The sequence below is a fragment of the Microcoleus sp. Z1_A1 genome, assembly GCF_036700305.1.
In the GTDB taxonomy this organism is placed as follows: Bacteria; Cyanobacteriota; Cyanobacteriia; order Cyanobacteriales; family Microcoleaceae; genus Microcoleus.
Window position 1 is genome coordinate 144887 of sequence record NZ_JAUBOR010000005.1, and the last position, 21688, is coordinate 166574.

18 protein-coding genes are annotated in these 21688 nt (G+C 43.9%); 10 read left to right on the forward strand and 8 right to left on the reverse strand.

Translation table 11 applies throughout. From position 1 onward, the window contains the following. Positions 1-37 precede the first annotated feature (37 nt). The 3 genes from QT973_RS05015 to QT973_RS05025 all read left to right on the forward strand — a co-directional run bounded on the left by QT973_RS05015 (position 38) and on the right by QT973_RS05025 (position 4872). Positions 38-1312: a transposase gene (locus QT973_RS05015; protein ID WP_333052604.1), complete on the forward strand. Its 1275-nt coding sequence runs from the start codon at positions 38-40 to the stop codon at positions 1310-1312. 615 nt (positions 1313-1927) lie between these two features. Continuing rightward, on the forward strand, positions 1928-2374 hold the full coding sequence (locus QT973_RS05020; RefSeq protein ID WP_333052606.1) for a hypothetical protein: 447 nt from the start codon (positions 1928-1930) through the stop codon (positions 2372-2374). Next, the gene (locus QT973_RS05025) at positions 2368-4872 is read left to right on the forward strand and encodes a protein kinase domain-containing protein (RefSeq protein WP_333390765.1); all 2505 of its coding nucleotides are present in this window, start codon (positions 2368-2370) and stop codon (positions 4870-4872) included. The genes QT973_RS05020 and QT973_RS05025 overlap by 7 nt, the downstream gene beginning before the upstream one ends. A gap of 361 nt (positions 4873-5233) precedes the next feature. Here the strand turns inward: QT973_RS05025 and QT973_RS05030 are convergent, their stop codons facing one another. After that, on the reverse strand, positions 5234-6646 hold the full coding sequence (locus tag QT973_RS05030; RefSeq protein ID WP_333208402.1) for a hypothetical protein: 1413 nt from the start codon (positions 6644-6646) through the stop codon (positions 5234-5236). 77 nt (positions 6647-6723) lie between these two features. On the opposite strand from QT973_RS05030, the gene QT973_RS05035 reads away from it, so the two are divergent. Next, on the forward strand, positions 6724-7749 hold the full coding sequence (locus tag QT973_RS05035; RefSeq protein WP_333052613.1) for a hypothetical protein: 1026 nt from the start codon (positions 6724-6726) through the stop codon (positions 7747-7749). A gap of 327 nt (positions 7750-8076) precedes the next feature. Here the strand turns inward: QT973_RS05035 and QT973_RS05040 are convergent, their stop codons facing one another. Next, a complete protein-coding gene (locus QT973_RS05040; RefSeq protein ID WP_190735279.1) occupies positions 8077-8400 on the reverse strand; it encodes a TMEM14 family protein in 324 nt (107 codons plus the stop codon). A gap of 126 nt (positions 8401-8526) precedes the next feature. On the opposite strand from QT973_RS05040, the gene QT973_RS05045 reads away from it, so the two are divergent. From QT973_RS05045 to QT973_RS05060, 4 genes are all read left to right on the forward strand, one after another. Then, positions 8527-9831, forward strand: a complete 1305-nt coding sequence (locus QT973_RS05045; RefSeq protein WP_333052616.1) for an ATP-binding protein — start codon at positions 8527-8529, stop codon at positions 9829-9831. A 369-nt stretch (positions 9832-10200) separates the two neighbouring features. After that, on the forward strand, positions 10201-10647 hold the full coding sequence (locus QT973_RS05050) for a tellurite resistance TerB family protein (RefSeq protein ID WP_333052618.1): 447 nt from the start codon (positions 10201-10203) through the stop codon (positions 10645-10647). Between the two features lie 107 nt (positions 10648-10754). Next, positions 10755-11213, forward strand: coding sequence for an acyl-CoA thioesterase (locus tag QT973_RS05055; protein WP_445305686.1), 459 nt, complete (start codon positions 10755-10757; stop codon positions 11211-11213). Between the two features lie 253 nt (positions 11214-11466). Next, a complete protein-coding gene (locus QT973_RS05060; protein ID WP_333208401.1) occupies positions 11467-12438 on the forward strand; it encodes a putative 2-dehydropantoate 2-reductase in 972 nt (323 codons plus the stop codon). A gap of 113 nt (positions 12439-12551) precedes the next feature. Here QT973_RS05060 and QT973_RS05065 read toward each other — a convergent pair whose 3' ends face one another. The 6 genes from QT973_RS05065 to menA all read right to left on the reverse strand — a co-directional run bounded on the left by QT973_RS05065 (position 12552) and on the right by menA (position 17703). Then, a complete protein-coding gene (locus tag QT973_RS05065; protein ID WP_333232840.1) occupies positions 12552-13973 on the reverse strand; it encodes a 2-succinylbenzoate--CoA ligase in 1422 nt (473 codons plus the stop codon). A 147-nt stretch (positions 13974-14120) separates the two neighbouring features. Next, the gene (locus QT973_RS05070) at positions 14121-15158 is read right to left on the reverse strand and encodes an o-succinylbenzoate synthase (RefSeq protein WP_333232837.1); all 1038 of its coding nucleotides are present in this window, start codon (positions 15156-15158) and stop codon (positions 14121-14123) included. 11 nt (positions 15159-15169) lie between these two features. Continuing rightward, the gene (menH, locus tag QT973_RS05075; protein WP_333208398.1) at positions 15170-15967 is read right to left on the reverse strand and encodes a 2-succinyl-6-hydroxy-2,4-cyclohexadiene-1-carboxylate synthase; all 798 of its coding nucleotides are present in this window, start codon (positions 15965-15967) and stop codon (positions 15170-15172) included. 27 nt (positions 15968-15994) lie between these two features. Continuing rightward, positions 15995-16405 carry a retropepsin-like aspartic protease gene (locus tag QT973_RS05080; RefSeq protein WP_333052630.1) on the reverse strand — a complete coding sequence of 137 codons (411 nt, stop codon included), beginning with the start codon at positions 16403-16405 and terminating at the stop codon, positions 15995-15997. A 5-nt stretch (positions 16406-16410) separates the two neighbouring features. Then, positions 16411-16656: a hypothetical protein gene (locus QT973_RS05085; protein WP_333052632.1), complete on the reverse strand. Its 246-nt coding sequence runs from the start codon at positions 16654-16656 to the stop codon at positions 16411-16413. A gap of 150 nt (positions 16657-16806) precedes the next feature. After that, positions 16807-17703 carry a 2-carboxy-1,4-naphthoquinone phytyltransferase gene (menA, locus tag QT973_RS05090; RefSeq protein WP_333052635.1) on the reverse strand — a complete coding sequence of 299 codons (897 nt, stop codon included), beginning with the start codon at positions 17701-17703 and terminating at the stop codon, positions 16807-16809. Positions 17704-18131: 428 nt separating this feature from the next. On the opposite strand from menA, the gene QT973_RS05095 reads away from it, so the two are divergent. Further along, complete coding sequence (locus QT973_RS05095; protein ID WP_333052637.1) at positions 18132-19565, forward strand: isochorismate synthase; 1434 nt, start codon at positions 18132-18134, stop codon at positions 19563-19565. A gap of 15 nt (positions 19566-19580) precedes the next feature. Beyond that, positions 19581-21617 (forward strand): 2-succinyl-5-enolpyruvyl-6-hydroxy-3-cyclohexene-1-carboxylic-acid synthase, encoded by a 2037-nt coding sequence (gene menD, locus QT973_RS05100; RefSeq protein WP_333052640.1) that lies wholly within the window; start codon positions 19581-19583, stop codon positions 21615-21617. The last annotated feature ends 71 nt before the right edge of the window (positions 21618-21688 follow it).

A 21688-nucleotide genomic window follows, 5' to 3' on the forward strand; every position in this document is an offset into this window, starting at 1 on the left:
GTCGTGGAAAGCAAAATTAAGGAACCCAGACTCAACCATGCAACTAGCAGAAAGGCACATTATTAAGCATACAGAACACCGTTTTGCCGAACTCGATAACGCTTCGTGGCAATCCAAAAATCTCTACAACGCTGCTAACTACGTCCTTCGCCAAAACTTCCTCTACGGCTGGGGATATCTCACTTACAATCAGATGGCTAATTTGATGAAATCCCATCCAGCATATCAGGCACTACCTGCCAAAGTCAGCCAACAAATTTTGATGATATTGGACAAAAACTGGCAAGCTTTTTTCGAGGCTCTCAAAGCTTACAACAAAGAACCGACAAAATTTACAGGACGCCCAAAAATACCGAAGTACAAAGATAAAGTTAAGGGGCGAAATATTCTCGTTTATACAGTGCAAGCAATTAGCAGCAAACAATTAAAAAAAGGAATTATCAAACTTTCAGGGACAGAAATATCGATTCAAACAACTGTCAAGCCCGATCGAATTTGTCAAGTAAGAGTAGTTCCCAAATGCAATTGTTACGTAATCGAGGTAATTTACCATGAACAGGAGCCCGCCCGATATCGAGAGAACTCTGCATCGGTAGCCAGTATCGATCTCGGACTGAATAACTTAGTAGCGCTAACATCAAATCAACCAGGCTTTATCCCCCTACTGATTAACGGGCGACCGCTAAAATCCATCAATCAGTTCTACAACAAGCGCAAATCCCAATTACAATCTCAATTGAAAGGCAATCTTAAAACCTCATCAAGAATTGTGCGCCTCACTCGCTGTCGCAATCAAAAAGTCGATAACTACTTACACCATACTAGCAGGCTGATTATCGATATTTTGAGCGAGCGTCAGATTGGGACATTAGTAATTGGGAAAAATGTGCAGTGGAAAAACTGCATTAACTTAGGCAAGCAGAACAATCAAAACTTGGTCAGCATTCCGCACGCTCGATTAATTCAGATGTTGGAATACAAAGCTGTTTTGGCTGGGATTGAAGTAATAATACAGGAAGAATCCTATACTTCAGCCTCCAACTTCCTTTCTTTAGATCCGATTCCTGTTTACGGCGATAGCGATGCCAACAGCGTGGAATTTACTGGCAAACGCATCCACAGAGGTTTGTACAAAACGGCAGAGGGTTTGTTAATTAATGCTGATGTTAATGGGTCTTACAATATCATGCGAAAAGCACTCCCAAAAGCGTTGAGCAATGGGATAGGGAGCTGCGTAGTTCAGCCCAGGCGGGTTAATCCGCTCAAAGTAAAAGCGAAAGGGGAGGGGCACGATGCCTCCCATGTCATGTAATAGATGACTATACTTTTACCAGCTATGCTGGTACGATTACCGAAACTTTAGGAAACTACGCGGCGGGTTCCGGTGAGGGCCTCGCGGAACTTCTGTCGGTTTGAGGCGCATTTTTGACCGATCGGCGCAAATTCTTAGTGTAAGCTCTACTTACAATCAGAGAAAAAATTAGCAGGGTTAACAATATCAAAGCGAACTGACCTCAAAATTTCAGTACACGATTTGTCTCCCTAAATATTAAAAAATATTAAAACAAAAAGCTAGTCGATCGCCCGAAAAGTTATTTTGACCGAAACCATCCAGGATACAAGCCCCCGGATTCATCTCGCGCAAGTCAATGCTTCAATCTAAAATCTAAAATCTAAAATCGCGCAATCGATTGACCGCCTCTTTTGCTATAATTTGTGAGCATCTTTCGGCTCGCCCGCACCGAGGGGCAAGACCCCTCACCCAGACAGCGACCGAAAAGCCGAGGATAGATATCAGTTTTCAGAGGATATTGCAATGGGCGAATTTTTTACAGTCGATGTGTTTGCGAACACGATAGCGGTACTCGGCGCTTTGGGTTTTTTCTTTTTGGGATATCAAGCTTTGCAGATGTTGAAAAAATAAAGTATGTCAGAACTGAGATGTTGCACCATTGTCAAGAACGGGCAAGATGCCCGTTCCACAAAGAATGATTTTTCTCGTGGAACAGGCATCTTGCCTGTTCCTAAACAAGTAATTGAGAATGGTGCAATATCTCAGTCAGAAGTCAGAAGTCAGAAGTCAGAAGGAAAGAAGGAAGAGGGAAGAAGGAAGAGGGAAGAAGGAAGAAGGAAAGAAAAAAGAAGGAAAGAAAGAAGAAGGAAAGAAACAACTATTCCGAATACCCAATGCCCTGTTTTGCCAATGCCCAATGTCCTGTTTTGCCAATGCCCTGTTTTGCCAATGCCCAATGCCCTGTTTTGCCAATGCCCAGGAACACCTAATTTACCTGAAAAAGGCTATACAACTGACTCAACATTGCCACTGTTTCTTGCGAAAATCAACCAAAAAAAGGCTGCGTTATTATCATGGTGAGCCAACTTTTAGATGGACGCTATCAAATCATTGAAGTCATAGAAACAGGAGAATTTGGGCAAACCTATCTGGCCAAAGATATTCGCCGTCCCGGAGAACCGCAGTGCTTTGTCAAGCACCTGCGTCCCGGTACTACCGAACCGAAATTAATTAATACTACGCGCCGTCTTTTTCAAAAAGAAGCAGAAGTTCTAGAAAAACTCGGTCAACACGACCAAATTCCTCAGCTATTCGCTTATTTTGAAGAAAATGAAGAATTTTTCTTAGTAGAATCCTTCGTTGCCGGTCACTCGCTATCAACCGAGATTGTACCGGGCAAGCCTCTAACTGAAGAAAAAATGATTCCTTTGCTGAAGGAACTGTTAGAAATTTTAGTATTTGTACACGGACAGGGCGTAATTCACCGAGATATTAAACCGGCAAATTTAATCCGCCGCTATTCAGATAACAAGTTAGTTTTGATTGACTTTGGCTCGGTGAAAGAAATTCACATCGCTCAAAGACAAGCGCCGGTAACTGTGCGGATTGGCACTTTGGAATATATGCCGATCGAACAATTTCAATACAACCCGCAACTCAACAGCGATATCTACGCTTTGGGAATGATTGGCATCCAAGCAATGACGGGTTTGCCGGCTTACGATTTGCCGAAACTGCGGGATTTGAAAAATTCTAATAAAGGCGAAATTGTTTGGCGGCATTTAGCCACGTGTTCCCAAGCGCTGGCTGATGTTTTGGACAATATGGTGCGCTACGATTTTCGGGAGAGGTACCAGTCGGCGGCGGAAGCTTTAGCCGATTTGAGGAAAATTGGCGATCGCTCGCGGGCGCGGATTCCCAAGCTAACAATATATCGCGAAGAAGTCGATCGGCGCAGCAGCAGCCGGGGTGATATTACAGTCGTCGGTCGAAGAATATTAGATGAACTGCGCGTCAGTTTGGAATTGCTGCCAGAAGAAGCAGAGGCGATCGAAGATGAGGTATTGAACCCTTACCGGAAATACAGGGAAAAAGGCGAACGCTACGAACAATCACTGCAAGAAGCAATGCAGCAAGAATATCCCTTTTCTCTGGAAACTCGCGACGAATTAAAACGCTTGCAGCAAGTTTTAGGGCTTACCGACGAAGATGCCGCGAAAATCGAAGAATTAGTCATTCCTAAATCTTTATTTGCTAAATTGTACAAGGCGATATCCACAGTTTTGGAGGGACATCGCAACCCCAATCTGCCACCAGCGAGTAGCGCCCCTCACCTCGTCGAATTGCAGGCAAGTCCGGCGGTATCCCCGCAGGTAAATCTGAACGGAAAAACCGATTTGTCGAACTCCAGCCCAGCAGCACTTGTCCCCAAAGAAACTCGCAAATTCAACCCTTATCTTGCCGGGGCAACAATTGCGGCTATCTTAGCTGCGATCGGCGGAATTTACGGATATCTCAAATGGCAAGAATGGCAGCAGCTAGCCCAGAAAGAATCCCAACAGCTCAATCAAATTGAAGCTCTTTATACAGCCAGCAATTATGAAGGCTGCATCAGCCAAATACCAACAATTGCCGACACTTCCAGCACCTATTCGTCCGCTCAGGAGTTACAAGAACAGTGCCAAGCAGGTTTGCGGTGGAAGAACGCCAAAGTCAAAAATTTCGCTCAGCATTTAGATGCAGTTGGGTCTGTTGCTTTCAGTCCAGACGGCTTAATGTTAGCCAGCGGTTCTAAAGACAAAACCATCCAAATTTGGGATTTAGCTACAGGCAAGTCGATTCGCACTTTTCCAGGAGATTCCTCCACTATTTGGTCGGTTGCTTTTGACTCAAACGGTACGAAACTGGCGACGGGAACCGGTTTTTGGCGAGTCATGTTGTGGGATTTGAAAACAGGGCAAGTGATTCGCAGTCTCGACCACACTGCTTCTGTTTGGTCTGTCGCTCTTAGCCCCGACGGACAGCTTGTGGCTAGTGCCAGCGGAGACAAAACCACAAAGATTTCGGATGCAACAACTGGCCGTTTGATTCAGAGTTTTCCAGACCATACAGATTTTGTTTATTCTGTTGCTTTCACTCCAGATGGACAAAGTTTGGTTAGCGCTTCTAAGGATAAAAAAATTACAGTTGTGGATGTCGCAACAGGGGCGTTGCTCAAAACAATTGAGGGACATGGCGACGCGGTGAGGTCGGTTGCTGTTAGCCCGGACGGCAAGACAATTGTTAGCGGTTCCTACGATGAAAGTATTAAAATTTGGAATATCGAAACAGGAGATTTAATTCGCTCTATCAAGGGACATTCTGACGATATTGTCTCGGTTGCTATCAGCCCGGACGGGAAGTTTATTGCCAGCGGGAGCAAGGATAAAACTATTAAAGTTTGGGATTTTGCTACTGGAGAATTGCTGAATACTTTGACGGGACATTCCGATGAGGTTTATGTGGTAACTTTTAGTCCCGATGGCAAAACTATTGCTAGCGGTTCTAAAGACAATACTATTAAGTTGTGGTTGAGGTAATACGATTTTAGATTTTAGATTTTAGATTTTAGATGGGAATGACTTACTGCATAATGGTTGGGAATTTCCCTACAGTTGCATCCTTTTGAGGAACTGGTGTACTATCAATTCCGGTCGATTACCCCTAATATCATGTCCGAGCCATTGACCGTGATTAAACGCCGGGGCGGGTTTACAGATTTTCCCGTTTCTATTCAATATCTTGGTGAACCCGCCCCTACAGGAATCAGGGTTAATTGACCGGACATAATATAATACGGTAGGGGCGGGTTCACCCAAAATATATGCCAATAATTGACAATCTCAAAAACCCGCCCTTTTAATCGCTCGATCGTAAATGATATCATTAGTCATTGGTCATTTAATTGGTATAATTCAGCTCATTTTTGAAGGTTTGGGGAAAGTGCCAATAAGGCGTTTCTAATTCGTCCTCAGTTGGAGAATTTTCAGTTGAGTTCTCTCGGATTTGAAAAAAGTGGTAGAGGTTAGCGACAGTTAAATCGGATATTTCTTGCCAATTCGAGGCAGCTAAACCTTGATAGCCAGTAGCGATCGCCTGCTGGCTGACATAAACTTCGGATCTCCGGCGGATTTCCGGCGACACAGCGAAGGTTAGCTGGTCGCGCAAGGATAGAAAGTGAGACTTTTGCTTTAAACTTTCATAAAGTGAAGGTTCCGCAGCTAATACCGTGAATGTAGTGTACACGCTGCTTTTTAAACTCTCGCCGCTGAGTTTATCTAAACTAGCTAACTGGTGCTGCTCTTTTGGAGACAAAGTTTCCATCCAATCAACCTCATTGTGCCAAAATTCTATTACACTTAAATCATGACCGAGAATCCTAGTAACTTCGGGAAATAAAAAATCTAGTTCGGGTTCGGATTGACATCCTTTAACAACAGTTAGAAGATTTTGACGAATTTTTGATTGCAGTTCCCGGAGGCGATCGCTCACCATATAGTAGGCCCGCTGCAAGTGAAACGTGACCCCGATCGCCTGCTCGATCGCCCAAACACATTCCATTTGCCTGAGCTTTCCTGCAGAAGACAGCCCCTCCAACAAACTAGGATTATCATAAATTTTTAAAGCCTCAAACAGCATATCCCGCCCGCTATTAATTTCGGAATTCCGAAGTTTAATATCTGGCACTGTTAGGGCTGACTGACAGCGTTTGATAGCTTTAGAAAAAATCTCATAACCGTTAACCAGTTTCTGGCGGTGCATTTCAAAACTTGAGTCGTGAGCCACCTTAAAAATCTGCTGGATCACTTCTACTCCCCTATCTTTGAGGATGTGTCTGAGATCGATAAATCCGTCTTTAATTTTTAGCTTCTGGTGCTTTGCCTCTTCTCGGATTTTTAATACTTGGTTGAGGTTTACTGCTGACAAAACTGTGTTCGATACAGCGCCAATACCAATGACAGCAGCAGTCGCTTGCATCACTGCCAAATTAATTTTCAGACAGTTAAGCATTCTGTATATTTTTTGAAACCCCTGATGAGTTTGAGCAACCTGCAACGGCGCCACAGTGACGTACAGGGGAGCTACCAGCGGCTGTATGGGGCCACCTCCGGCTAACTGTGCGAGCAATCCTATAACTCCCCGCGAGGAAAGAGTTTCACTTCTTGATTGATAAAAAATTTTTGCGAGCTCCACAAACTCCCCTGTCACCGGATCTCTAGCTGCGGGGAGCAATTTTCCTGTTTTGGTAGCAGGCTGTACAAGGTTGCCACTATTGAGTCGCGCCTGAGTTGCAGGGGTGAATATATAATCCATGTTGTGGCTCAGTTTCCATTCAAAAAGGCAGATGTTTTGTATTGTATGCTGTTTATGGAAACGAGAGATGAAAGGAAATGAATGAGTATCTCAAGGCATTCCAGGCTATTAACCTGTTTAGCGATCGATTGTTGGCAGACGAATATCAATCCGTGGAGATTAAACAGTCAGCTACCCAACTCAATTTAGATGTGGAACCTTGTATTGACGAAATTAAGCAATCTGCCATCAGGCTCAAAGAGCTACTTCAGGTATGTTTCAAAGATGTATCTCAGGCTGAGGATGTCTGGAATAGCAAGCCGAGAATTGCGGGAGCATCTCCTGTTGATGTCTGGGAGCAAATTGGCGAACTAAGCGGATGCGATGTGAGAATTCGCACTTTAGGAAAACAGGGCAAATATGATGCTGTTGCTAAAGTTCGCAAATCTTGGAGCGACAAGGCAACCAAGTTAAAAAATCATTGGTTTTTGTGGGATAAAAACTCTCAAGTCTTTCAAAGAGATACTATTGGTTTTTTTGAAAAAGATAATTTGCACAAAGAGTTGCGGAATGAAGTTGATTCCCAGGCAGAGCGAGTGATTTTAATTATGGAAAATGAATTAAATTTAATTTTTAAAGAATTACAATCTATTGATATAGAAAAAATTGAACTTTGTATTGAATGCTTTGACCTAAACAGTCAGTCTAAATTTAGAGAGCGACTACAATCAATAGGCGGGGAGATTGTATCGAAGTTTACGGAGCCTCTGAAATATTTGCCGGATTCTTATATGAAGAGTTTTAAAGAAACGCTGAAAGAACCTGTAGAAACTCTGGTTCATAAAAGCAAGATGGGAATCAGTTCGATCGATTTTGAAGAGTGCTGTAAAGTGATTGGCTTAATCCTAGAAAATGTGATTTTAGCAATTTTTGAGGAGCGTCTGAAACTGGGAATTGAAACAGTTGAAAAAGCGATTAAATTCTACAATAATTTTTTAGAGAAGCAGGCGCGGTATCAGAAAGAAACGCCCCAACAGCGAGCGGCGGAAAAAGATTGGATTGAAGGCCAGCGGCAGCAACTCAGGGAAATTCAGCAGTATATTGATGCAGTCATTAGTCATTAGTGGTTAGTTATTAGTAATTGGCAATTTGTAATTAGGAGTTAGTAATTAGTGTTTTAACTACTAATTACTGACCCCTAACTGTTGAATTCACCCAAACAGGACTTACACAGAAGCTAATTAATTATTTACGGCTCCATGCACACCGCACCTTAGCGCTATAATTAGCGCGTCAAACCACTTTTTGCGTAAGTCCTGCTAAAAATAGATACAAGCCCCGGAATTAAGTCAGGGAAATAAAAAAATTAGACTTTAGTTCAACTTCCCACTCAAGGCTGGGGAGTTAATCTAAAATCTAAAATCTAAAATCTAAAATCTAAAATCGAATGATTATTGATATTGACCGCTGATTTCGTAAACGATCGCGCCCAAAGACGCTAAGCTAGCTAAAATTAGCATTCCGGCCGGCATGAATTTTTGAGTTTTAACAAGGCGCACAATAAAGACTATTACTAAAACAGCGGAGATGGCTGCTGCTAATGTTAAACCCCAACTTTGTCCCATAAGCTGGGCGGTGCCGGCAAAAATTAGCAGCGAACCGCTAATCAAGCCCGAAATGAGCGAGGCTTGGCTTTTGGCCTTGATATAACCCATGATGCCGCCAACCAGTGTTAAAATGCCGTAGCCGATCGCCGCTGCTGTACCTAAATTCATTTTTAATCCTCCCGATTTCACTGTTTGCATCTAAATTTATACAGCGCGGCCTGCAATTAGTGTCACGAATTGTTAGAAAATTTATTAAAGCCAGTCAGGATATGTAACTGTTATACAATTGCCATTATGTCAGCCCTAACTTCTGGTGCGATCGCCCAAATCCGTTACCTCCAGCGCCTCGCAGCATCCCTGCTGCTGTATCAATCGGTTCTCAAAAGCCCCGCCGGCCAAGCCTTTCTCGATTTGCTGCAAGCCCTTCACCACAGCGAAGTCAGCGGTTTGGAATGTCAGGTAGCTTACGGGAACTGGTTCAAACTTCAGGCTGCTAAAAATTTAAGCTGGAAAGATTCTTTGATTTGGGAAATTCTCAAAAACGAAAACCCCTTTTCACGCCGAGCACAGCAAACAGATTTTGCAAGTTTGCCCCCCGCTTTGGTGGAGGCCGCCCGACATGATTTAGAAGTGCTGCAAAATATTTACGAATGCAGCAGCGAACAGTTGAGCAAGTGGGTGCGGGTAGCGGGTCAACTTGACGCAGTGCCTCCGATTTGGCATTCAGAAAGTGTAGCAGAACAGGGAGATTTGCCGCTGCACGGAAAACTGGAAAAATGGTCGAGCGCTACGGAATCTTTGGCAGCTTATTACCGACAGTTTGGCACGGGTTTGTTTGCCGAATATCGCGCTTTTGCGTGGCGGGGAGGGCAGTTGGCGAGTATTTCCCATCCCGATCGCATAACTTTAAAAGAGTTGGTTTGCTGCGATTGGCAGCGGGATGCTTTGGTGAAAAATACGGAGTTTTTGCTGGCAGGTTATCCGGCTTTGCACGTCTTGCTATACGGCAGCCGCGGTTCGGGCAAGTCTTCTTTGGTGAAGTCGCTGTTAAATGAATTTGGATCTCGCAATCTGCGCTTGATTGAAGTATCTAAATCGGATTTGCAAGATTTGCCGCTAATTGTCGAGCAGTTGCGGGGAGTTCCTCAAAAGTTTATTATTTTTGTGGATGACCTGTCTTTTGAGGAAGATGATGATGCTTTTAAAGCTCTGAAAGTTGTGTTGGAGGGGAATGTGACTGCCCGCTCTCAAAATGTGGTAGTTTACGCCACATCTAACCGCAGGCATTTAATTCGAGAGTTTTTTGACGACAGGCCTCGCCCCCGCGACGGAGATGAAGTTCACGCTTGGGATACTGTGCAGGAAAAACTTTCATTTAGCGATCGATTTGGCTTGACTTTAACTTTTGAACCGGCCGATCAAAACACTTATTTAACAATTGTCCGACATCTGGCAGAACTTGCTGGAATCAAACTCGCTGCTGAGGATTTGGAACACCGCGCTAAAGAATGGGCAACTCGTCGCAACGGGCGATCGGGCAGAACTGCGCGGCAGTTTGTTGATTTTCTGAAAGCAGATTTAGCCCTTTTTGACAAATAGATGGTCTGCGCTGTAATGGCGGGTTTTAACTGAGATGTTACATCCTTCTCAATAAGTTTTTTATGAACAGGCTTTTCGGCCTGTTCCACAATAAAATTCACTCTTTGTGGAACAGGCCGAAAAGCCTGTTGCTTACAAGGGTGCAAGATGCCTGTTTTAGCCGATATATGGGAAGGCAATTCAGGATCTGAATAAACCCGCCGTTGCAGCGCCGAAGGGCGAAATAAAAATTCTTAATTTTTTCATAATTTTATTGATAATAAATAACTAACCAAATTTGATATAATTATCAAAATCTCCCAAGAAACCTCCAGAGCCAGAACCCATCCTGACTCCATAAATCCACCACTAAATAATGAGGAAAATATCATGGGTTTATTTGATAAAGTATCGAAGACTCGCCAAGAAACGGAAGTAACTTTAGGGCCGGCCGAATCATTTGCGGCGATCGCGCTAATTGCCGTAGCAGCCGACGGTTACATCAATGACAGCGAAAGTAAAGCGATTAGCATGACGCTATCTCGGATGCAACTGTTCCGCAGTTATCCTGATGACGTGATGAGAAAAATGCTCGATCGCCTGCTGATGATTATGCAACGGCAAGGAGTGGAGGTACTGTTTAATGCCGCTTTGGCAATGCTTCCCGACGAACTTAAAGAAACAGTTTTTGCTGTGACAACTGATATCGCTTTAGCAGATGGCGAGGTTTCAGAAGAAGAAGAACAACTTTTGAACGATCTTTACAGTGCATTGGGGATTTCCGAAGATATTGCCCTCAAGATTATAGACGTGATGTTGATTAAGAACAAAGGTTAAGAAATCAGGGGAAGGAGTGAGGAGGGCGAATTTTACAATCTAAAAAATTAGTGCCTACTTACTTAGCTGACAACTTCTCCAAAAGTGCGGGTTTACCGATATGATGGTTGGTAAAATTGCGATCGAATTTGCGATCGCCGTTACTACCTCAAATGCCTTTCACTTACACCCGCACTGTTCGCTTTCAAGATACCGATGCTGCTGGAGTCGTTTACTTTGCTAACGTTTTGGCGATGTGCCACGAAGCTTACGAGGCATCTCTAGCAGCATCGGGAATCAATCTCAAAGCATTTTTCAGCAATTCCGAGGTTGCCTTTCCCATAATTCATGCTAGTGTAGATTTTTATCGCCCAATGTTTGCGGGCGATCGGCTGATGATTCAATTGACGCCCAAACAACTTACGGGCGATGAATTTGAAATTGCCTATCAAGTATTTTCTCAGGAAGTTGCAGGAAGAAGCGCGGCTAAAGCTATGACTAAGCACGTCTGCATCGATGCAGTTAGCCGAACTCGAAAACAGCTATCTGAAGACTTGATGCAGTGGATGAGGAAAATTGAGAGTTGAGATTTCAGATTATACTAATTCTCAAAAGTCATGCAACAGTAGCGCTCCGGGTGCGTCGCCACCTGCCAATCCTAAAAAAGAGTGACAATCTCAAAGCGACGCACCTTACCTCATAGTTCAGGAAACAAACCCAACACTCATGATTGTTGCTTTCTGGAGGCGAGAATTGGCATTAGTTCTATCTTTAAATAGTAGCAGGGAATGACAATCAAATTTCTGTTTTGTTGATAATTATTTCTGAATAGTTGATAGTATGTCAAATCGCAATTATGCCATTGTGGGCACGGGAGCTTTAGGCGGATTCTACGGTGCTAGACTGCAACAAGCAGGTTTAGAAGTCAATTTTTTGCTTCGTAGTGATTACGAACACGTCAAAAAACACGGTTTGATTGTCGAGTCTCCCGAAGGCAACTTCACCCTCCCTCACGTCCGCGCCTACCACGACGCGCACAAAATGCCTCAGTGCGACGTAGTAATTGTAGCGCTGAAAACAACTCAAAATCACTTGTTGCCCAAAATATTGCCTCCTTTATTAAAGGATAACGGCGCGGTTTTAGTATTGCAAAATGGATTGAATACAGAACCGGAAGTCGCTAAAATTGTCGGTGCAGAACGAGTGGTTGGCGGGCTGTGTTTTCTCTGCTCTTATAAAGTTGGGCCCGGTCATATCTGCCACCTAGATTACGGCACTATCACCCTGGGAGAATATGCCCAGGACTACAAAGCAATCGGTATTACTGATAGATTGCACCAAATTGCTAAGGACTTTAAACGTGCTCATATTCCCATTAAAATGAGCGAAGATTTGCTATTGTCAAGGTGGAAAAAGCTGGTTTGGAATATTCCTTATAACGGGCTGTCTGTAGTGTTGGATGCGAGAACTGACGAACTGATGGCTAATCCCGATACTCTGATTTTAGTTGAGGAAATCATGGGGGAAGTGGTAGCGGCAGCCAAAAGTTGCGATCGCATTATTCCCGATGACTTTATCCCACAAATGCTCGAATATACTCAGAAAATGAAGCCTTACCGCACCAGCATGAAAATCGATTATGATGAATCGCGGCCCCTGGAAGTTGAGGCGATTTTTGGTAATCCGATACGGGTGGCGCAGCAAGCAGGTATTAGGTTGCGGCAAATAGAGGTACTTTACCGAATGTTGAAGTTTGTGGATTTTCAAAGACAAGAAGCGGAGAGGACGAGAAGGCTATTAGGTTTGTCCTAATTGGCAATTGGCAATTGGGCGGGGCGGGTTTGTGAGATTTCTCGCTGGTGTTGTAGATATTGGTGAACCCGCCCCTACAGGAATTACTGTCAAATCCGGTTAATTCTATCGATTCACCGGCGATGACACATCGCAATTTCTTGCAATTGTTCTCGATTGACTTTGCCTTGAGAATTGCGCGGCAATTGTTCGACAATTACCCAATATTTCGGCCGCTTAAACTTGCTCAACTTATCTTCTATTGCTGCGTGCAGATTTTTGACCGTAACTTCGGAATTAGCGGGAACGTAGATAGCCGTAACGACTTGACCCCAATCTTTGTCTGGCAAGCCAATTACAGCAATATCCGCAACTAAATTAGTCGATCGCACAACGGCTTCAACTTCCGCCGGAAAAACATTTTCTCCGCCTGTGATAATTTTGTCGCTGCTGCGTCCGACGATATTTAAGTAGTTATTTTTATCGAAAAATCCCAAATCATCTAGTTGGAAGTATTGGCGATCGCCAATATTTTTAGGATAATAACCCAACGCCAAAGATTTAGCATTTACCACAATATTTCCGATTTGATTTTCGCACAAAATATCACCATTTGCACTCCGAATAGTTATTTTAGCATGGGGTAAAGTTTGACCGGAACTGTTATTGCCCGCGAGAAAATCTTCGGGTTTTAGTGTAGCAATTTGCGAGGCGGTTTCGGTCATGCCATAACTGGGCGCTAATTTGATTTGATAGTTTCTAGCTGTTTCTAAAAGTTCCGGCCAAGCGGGAGCACCGCCCAAAAGTACGGCACGAAAGCGTCCAAGCCAATTAGCTGTATCGGGATTTTGCAGCAGCCGTTGCAGTTGAGTTGGAACTAAAGAAATGAAAAATTCTTCGGGTTCGATATCGCATATTTTACCATTTTCTAATTCTTTAAATGGCTGAATTGCCAGTTGTCCGCCGCTAGTAAAAGAACGCATGAATTGCATTAAACCGCTGACGTGGTATAAGGGCAAAATGCAGAAAGAGTTGATTTTGTCAACTTGAAAATATTGTTGAAAACCTTGTACTGATGCGGTTAGTGTTTCCCAAGTGTGGATGGCAAAACGGATTTTTCCTGAAGAACCGCCGGTGGGAATCATGATTGTATCAAAACCGCTTTTTGTCGGCGAATGGAATTCGCGGCTATACAAACGAAGTTCGCCTTCGCAGACTGGGATATGGGGAGTGGTGGGAAGCGGGCATTGTCCCCAAATTAAGTCGGGTTGAACTAAATCAAAGACTTGTTGCCATTCTTGTTTTACCCAGTTGGGATTGCAGAGAAAAATCGGGCATTTGGCGGCGCGGGCGGCGGTGAAACTGGCAAGAAATTGCACTGGTTCTGCTTCGGCGATGCAAATTTTTGGGGGTGTTTTTTGTGCGGGATTTTGGGTGATTTCTTGAAATAGCCGATCGACAATTCGGGCAAATTCGCGACTGTCACAACCGATCAGCCAATTATCGGGCAAGCCACACGCGATATCCAGGATATTTACTGTTAGATTTGTTGCCATAGATGCTTTCACCAAGTTTCTCGCTTCAAAACAATTACAGGAGTTACTCACTCCGACAAAGAAATCGGGTTTTTTACCGAATTTGTCGGCTGCAACGCGTCTTTTCGTAAAAAACCCGGTTTCTGAGCCCCAGGAGTAATTTAAAATCTAAAATCTAAAATCTAAAATCGAATGATTGTCGTCGAACCAGCAATCGGTGCCGAAGCCGAGTGCTCTCTTATTTAAAGACAATTGTTTTGCTATATTTAAGGCTGCTTGTCTGCCGATTTCGGTTTCAAATACTGATGAGAAAACAGCGTCTATATTGTGAGTTTGACAAAATTTTCGCAGTTGGGATGGGGAACCGCATATCGCAGGTTTAATGACGAAAATGCCCCGCCAGCCTTGGCTGTAGCACTCTTGGATGCGATCGAGGTTGGCGGCAGATTCGTCAAGGGCGATCGGAGTTGTATAAATAGCATTCAATTCTACCATTTCCTGAAACTGTGTTACTGGCAGCGGCTGTTCCAAAAATTCAATGTCTGCGGAAAAGTCGGGAGTTGCTTTTACCTTGTCGCAAGCTTCCAGCCATGTTTTAGCCTGCGAGTAACTGAGTCCCCCGTTGGCATCTAAGCGCAAAAATCCTTTTTCGCGATCGCACAAATTGTGCATTACTTGGATTAGCTGCTGAAAAATCTTTAATTCTTCCTCAATTGCAGCAACACCAATTTTCCATTTAAACGTGCGATATCCCTCTAACCAAAGTATTGGTAAAGCCTGCAAAGCTGTTTCTCCTGCTGGCAATAAACCGCTGAACCGATTTTGCATTTTCTCCCCCTTTTGGGAAAGGTAAGTTAAATTTTCGCTTTTCTCCCCCCCTTGGCAAGGGGGGGCTGGGGGGGGCGAATTTTTCTTGTTTGATAGTGCCGACTCAAAGCCAAATTGACAAGCCGGCAATTCAGCGGAAATAGCAAAAATCATCTCTGATGAAAGATTAGCTGGCAACTGGTGACAAAAATCTAAAGCTTGCTCAAAACTTTCGGAACCAAACCAACTCAAAGGGGCAATTTCTCCCCAACCAATTCGATTATTTTCGTCCACAAGTCGCAGGATAATTCCTTCGCGAATATCCCAGATGCCGTGACTTGTTTGCAAGGGGCGCTTAAATTTTCGCTGATAAGTGCGAAACTCGAATTGATAAAGCATTAGTTTTTTAGTTAATCATAAAATTGTCTCACAACTGATCCAAACTTATCAATATTTTCAAAATGGATATTGTGACCAGCTTTGGGTACAATTTCCAGAGTAGCCGCCGGACACAAGCTGGCCATTTCGGTATTTATATTTATAAATTTATCATCATATTCTCCCGCTAGCAAGATGATGGGGATTTGATTTTGTGCGAGTTTTTCCCAGAGAGATGGCTGGTTGCCGGTTCCCATGTTGCGGAGGGATTTGGCTAATTCTAAGGGATTGTTTGCTAAGCGGCTTTCTATGAGTTTGTCGAAGTTAGGAGAGTTTTTTAAAGATTTGAATAAAGGGATATCGTACCAGTTGAATAAAAAATCTTTAATGTTGCTATTTTCCAGCTTTTGTGCTAGCTGTAAATCGGCTTGTCGGCGGTGCGATCGCTCTTTTTCTGTCTTCAATCCCGGCGAGGCAGACTCCAGCACTACTTTCTCAAATCTTTCTGGAAAATGTAATGTCATGTAAAGTGCCAATCGCCCGCCCATTGAATAGCCCAATAACAAACATTTGTCTATTTGTAAATCATTTAATAACTGGATCAATGCTTGGGCTGTATTTGATATATTGTAGCAACTTTCGTCGCCGCTGACTCTAGTTTCTCCGTGACCTGGAAGGTCAACTGCTAAGCAGCAATAACTGTTAAAAAGTAAGGGAATGACGCTGCTAAAGTCTTGACTGCTGCCCGTGAATCCATGCAAAAATAAAATTGTCGGCTGATTCTTGTTGCCAGTTAAGGAATAGTGAAATTGATAATGTTTAAAGTCCATCTACAATTATTAGTATAATTGCCGTATTTACTGAAATCTAATTTCCGCATCGCCAACAGAGATAACTGCCTGAAAACGAGTGAGAAAGTCCATACCAAGAAGACCATCTATACGAACATTTGGCGGTATATCGTGGGCAAATACGTCAAAATTTTCTATTAGTTGACCCACGCAATTAAACCAAGATACATTAATTACAGGAACATAGATTCTTCCTTGACCTGTAAAGATTTCTTGCCTGCGTAGAGGATTGCGCGTATCGTAACCCAAATCCTCTAATGTTTTAACTGGCAATATTGTGTAGCTGGCTCCCGTATCCACCAATAAACGCACCCGATACTCAGTAGCCTCACCATTATTTCCACCAATGGTTGCTTGCACCGCGAGCAAATTTCGTCCGTGACGCAATAAGCGATAAGCTTTTTGATAATCTGGCATTTTTGTTACAACATAGCTGCTAAGTCTTCAGGGATAGGGCCGGTGTATTCTATTGCCACCGATTTTCCCTTCCTTGACAAAGCATTATTGTAAAGCAAATCGCGCTCCGGTGAGTGTGCTAAAACTTCACCTCGAATTACATTCAAATCCTCATCCAGCTCAGTGTAAGCAATTAGCACCCACTCGCTAGGATATAAGTGGATGATTTCTTCTAGGCTCATGATTTTGTCAATTTCTGTTTGCGTACTCATGCTTTGATTCTCCTTTTGACCATTCAATGTGAGGTACGGATTGCTGAATTAAAGAAGATTTTGAGAAGTCGCCCAACTCTGCCAACTCGCCCAACTCCCTCAGCTTAGCAAACCATACCTCCAGTTTACCCGAATTCTCGATCGCCCGATCTACAAACCAAAGCCCAACGCCAGCAGCAATCCGCTCGAAAAATGCAGCGTAACTGCGATAAACTTAGAGTTGCTCACCTTTGCAGGTTGGTCGTGATAGTCTGTGACATGGCGGCAAAGGTCGATCGCAAATGGCAAACTTCCAAAAATCAACAGCGTCCAAATTGGGAACATTCCCAAAGCCACAAATAGCACAGTCAAAGTATAAACGCTGCCGCATAACCACTGCAACAACTGAGCACCTTTTTTCGTACCGAGTCGCACAATCGGCGATTTTTTTCCCGCCGCCAAATCATCCGCAATTTGATGAAAGTGGGAACAAAATAAGATGATACTCGTAGTAATTCCCACGATTACCGAAGCCGCAAAATTAGTTGCAGACCAAGTTTGAGTCTGACTGTAATAAGCAGCGGCGAAGGCTAGCGGCCCAAAGGTAAAAAAGCAAATTATTTCCCCCAAACCTTGATAGCCAAGACGAAATGGAGGCCCTTGGTAAGTGTAGCCGAGAGCACAGCACAAAACTACTAGCAAAATTACTGTTGGGTCTTTTTGCCACCAGCTTATGGCACAGATTCCCGACACTCCCACTGCTAAAAATAGATTTGCCAGCCCGAAAATTAAAGCTTTATTTCCGGTTAAATTAACTAGGGAATGCGCTTTATTTTTATCGATGCCTGTTTCTGAGTCAAATACATCATTGCTGAGATTCAGCCATGCTATAATCAAAATGGCTGACATTAAAAATGTCGAAAAAATTGACGAATTAATCGTTTGAGTTTCGGCAAAAGCAACTGCTGTTCCTACTGAAATAGGAATTACCGCAACGCTGTACATGGGCGGCTTGATTGCCGCCAGCCACAATTTACTATTTGGACGTTCAATTAACTTTGTTGTCATTACACAAACTTGATGCAATTGATAGCAGCGTAGTAATTTTACAATTTTATTGGTGAAGAAACTCTACTCTGCATCGGGTTTAGTGCGCGGGGGGTATCCGTTGACAGGCTTTGCGGGCGATCGCGCGCCCGGTAATGCCCGTCTGCAAACCTCTGTGGGGGCGATCGTATGAGAGTCGAGATTGAGTCGCTCAATCTTAAAGTTTTATGTCTAAATGTTTCGATCGATCGCGGGTTGGCGTTAGCTTTCGCGATCCGAAGGAAAGCCCTCGAAGAAGATCGTCTGTTTTTTGCCCCCCGCCGATCCCAAACTTTCCGGGAAACTCGAAAGGTCATGTTTTGCGATCGCCCTCCCGTGCTTAGATCGAAATAGGGGTTCTAGCGGGACAAAACCGCACTCTTTCTGACAAATCTGCTATTCTCGCTTTCATGACAGTAATACCGCACCGCGCTAATCTTTTACAAGACCGCAATCAACTGCATCAGTTTCTGTTAGATTGCCAGCAGTCTTTAACCGAAAAAGATCAAACCAAGATAGTTAGTATTTCTCAGGAGATTGCCCCCGTCGATCCGCTAGTTGTACTTCAAGAGATTTCCGAACCTTGCCAGCGGCACTTTTACTTTGAAAAAAGAGACCCGATTTCCGGCAACAGTTTTGCGATCGCCGCCCTAGATTCGGCCATCCATTTAACAGTAGCCGGAAGCGATCGATTTACCCTAGCTCAAAATTTTATTCAATCTTGTCTTGCCCGAACAATTACCATCGGTACAGAACGCTTGCCCTTCAGCGGGCCCCACTTTTTTTGTAGCTTTGCTTTTTTCGATGAGAATGTCGCGACCAATTCTTACTTCCCCCCTGGCACCGTATTTTTACCAAAATGGCAGATTACTCGCCTGAAAGATAGCTGCACAATTGTTGCCAATGCAATTATAAACCGAGATATAAATGTTAAAATTATCACGGATAATATTTGGGAAAATTTTGATAAAATTTCGTGTTCACCTTACAAAAAAATCACGTCTATTAGAAACAGCTCGATATTTTTCAAACAAATTCCTGTGAATGATGCCACTCAATTTAAAACATCCGTCAAGTCCGCTTTAGACTTGATCCACTCTCAATATTTCAGTAAGATTGTTTTGTCCCAAGCAATAAATGTCATTTCCCAAACCCCTTTCAGTTTAATAGATTCGTTAAATAACTTGCGCCTTACTTATCCCGGTTGCTACGTATTTTCCACCAGTAACGGCAAAGGTCAAAATTTCATCGGTGCCAGTCCAGAACGCTTAATCAGCATTCACAAAAATGAGTTAGTAACAGATGCCTTAGCAGGTTCCGCACCGAGGGGGAAAAATGAAGCGGAAGATGCGAATTTAGGCAAAGGTTTACTCAACAGCGAAAAGGATATTCGAGAACATCGAGTTGTAATTGATTTTATAGTCGATCGCCTGTCGAGTCTCGGTATCAATCCCGACTTTTCCCCGGTTCCCAGGCTACTGCAACTGTCAAACATTCAGCATTTGTGGACACCCATAAGGGCTAGAATTCCCCGTGATATTCATTTATTAAAGATTTTATCCCAACTGCATCCAACGCCAGCGGTGGCGGGCGTACCGAGAGACATTGCCCTACAGCAAATTCGCGGCTGCGAAAGCTGCGATCGCTCGTTGTATGCAGCGCCCCTCGGCTGGATAGATCGCACCGGCAACGGCGAATTTGCCGTGGGCATTCGATCGGCATTAATCGATGGCGATCGGGCTATACTTTATGCTGGTGCTGGTATTGTTGCCGGTTCGGAACCCGAAAAAGAACTAGCAGAAATTCAGCTCAAATTACAACCACTTTTAAATGCTTTAGTTTAGCAATATATTATAAAAATGATTGATTTTCGCAATACCAACACTCTCTGGTCTTCAATATTAGCAGAGACATTGCAACGACTGGGATTAACTACCGCCGTGATTTGTCCCGGTTCGCGATCGGCACCATTAACAATAGCCTTTGCTCAAAACAAAAAAATAGAAACTATTCCCATACTAGATGAACGTTCAGCCAGCTTTTTCGCATTAGGAATTGCCAAAAAATCCGGTTTTCCAACCGCACTAATTTGCACATCGGGAACCGCTGCAGCCAACTTTTATCCTGCGATAATAGAAGCCAGAGAAAGTCGAATTGCGCTGCTAATATTCACCGCCGATAGACCTCCAGAACTGCGGGACTGTCACGCCGGACAAGCGATCGACCAAGTGAAAATATACGGCAATTATCCCAACTGGCAAGCCGAATTAGCGATACCTTCTGCGTCCAGAGGAATGCTAGACTATCTGCGGCAGACGGTAATGTATGCTTGGGAGCGATCGCAATTTCCAACACCCGGCCCCGTCCACCTCAACATCCCCTTTCGCGACCCACTTGTACCCGTTCCAGACATAGCCGTAGAAGCTTTAGAAACACAATTCAATCCCGAAGAATTCTTTGCAGGATTAGAACCCATTTTCGCAGGAGAAAGCTCTACCCCCCCCAGCCCCCCCTTGTTAAGGGGGGGAGAAGAAAATACAATGCACCAATGGCACAAGTGCAGCAAAGGCATTATTATTGCAGGCGTTGCACAGCCCCAATTTGCCGAAAAATACTGTAGTGCGATCGGCCAAATTTCCAAATCCTTAAACTGGCCAATTTTAGCAGAAGGACTATCCCCAGTCAGAAACCACGCCCAACTAAACCCCCATCTAATTTCCACCTACGATTTAATCCTGCGAAACCGCGAACTAGCAGATAAATTAACTCCAGAAATCGCCATTCAAATCGGAGACTTACCCACAAGCAAAGAACTGCGAAACTGGCTAAACAAAACCCAACCAAAACGCTACATAATCGACCCCAGCCACCACAACTTCGATCCCCTACACGGCCAAACAATTCACCTGCGAACCTCCGTAGAGCATCTAGCCACTGCTATTTCCCCTCAAATCCCCCCCCTTAACAAGGGCAAATCAACTCCAGTCCCCCCCCTTAGCAAGGGGGGGTTAGGGGGGGTTCTAACCACTGCTACCACTAATATCCCCCCTCAAATCCCCCCCCTAAACAAGGGCGAATCAACTCAAATCCCCCCCCTAAACAAGGGCGAATCAACTCAAATCCCCCCCCTTAGCAAGGAGGAATCAACTCAAATCCCCCCCCTAAACAAGGACGAATCAACTCTTGTCCCCCCCCTTAACAAGGGGGGGTTAGGGGGGGTTCAAACCTCTCCCTCAAACGAATACCTCCAACTTTGGCGCAACACCGAAATCCAAGTCAGACAAACAATAGACCAAAAAATAGCAACAATTAACAACATAATCGAGCCCAAAGTTTCCTGGCTGCTTTCCCAAATTTTGCCGCCTGGAACACCGATATTTATTGCCAACAGTATGCCCGTCAGAGATGTAGAGTTTTTCTGGAAGCCAAACAACTTAGAAATAAAACCGTTTTTCAATCGCGGCGCTAACGGTATAGACGGCACATTATCAACAGCTTTGGGAGTTGCTCACCGCAATCTAAGCAGCATCCTGCTAACAGGCGATTTAACACTTTTGCACGATACAAACGGTTTTTTAATTAAAAATAAATTTGTCGGTCATCTGACAATATTATTAATTAATAACAACGGCGGCGGAATTTTTGAAATGTTGCCCGTTGCCAAATTTGACCCGCCCTTTGAAGAGTTTTTTGCCACGCCGCAGCAGATGAATTTTGCTCATTTGTGTGCAACTTATGGCGTGGAACACGAGGTAATTGAGGATTGGGAACAGTTCAAACAAAAATTAAATTTGCTGCCAAATAGCGGGATTCGCGTCTTAGAATTGCAAACAGACAGGCGATCGGATGCTAAATGGCGGCAAGATAATTTAGGTAAATTTGCCAAAGGTTCGTAGTAAGGACTTTTGTCAATAAGCCTTTCGCGGGCGGGCTCTTCGGCCCAACCCCTACACCCCACAAGCAGAAA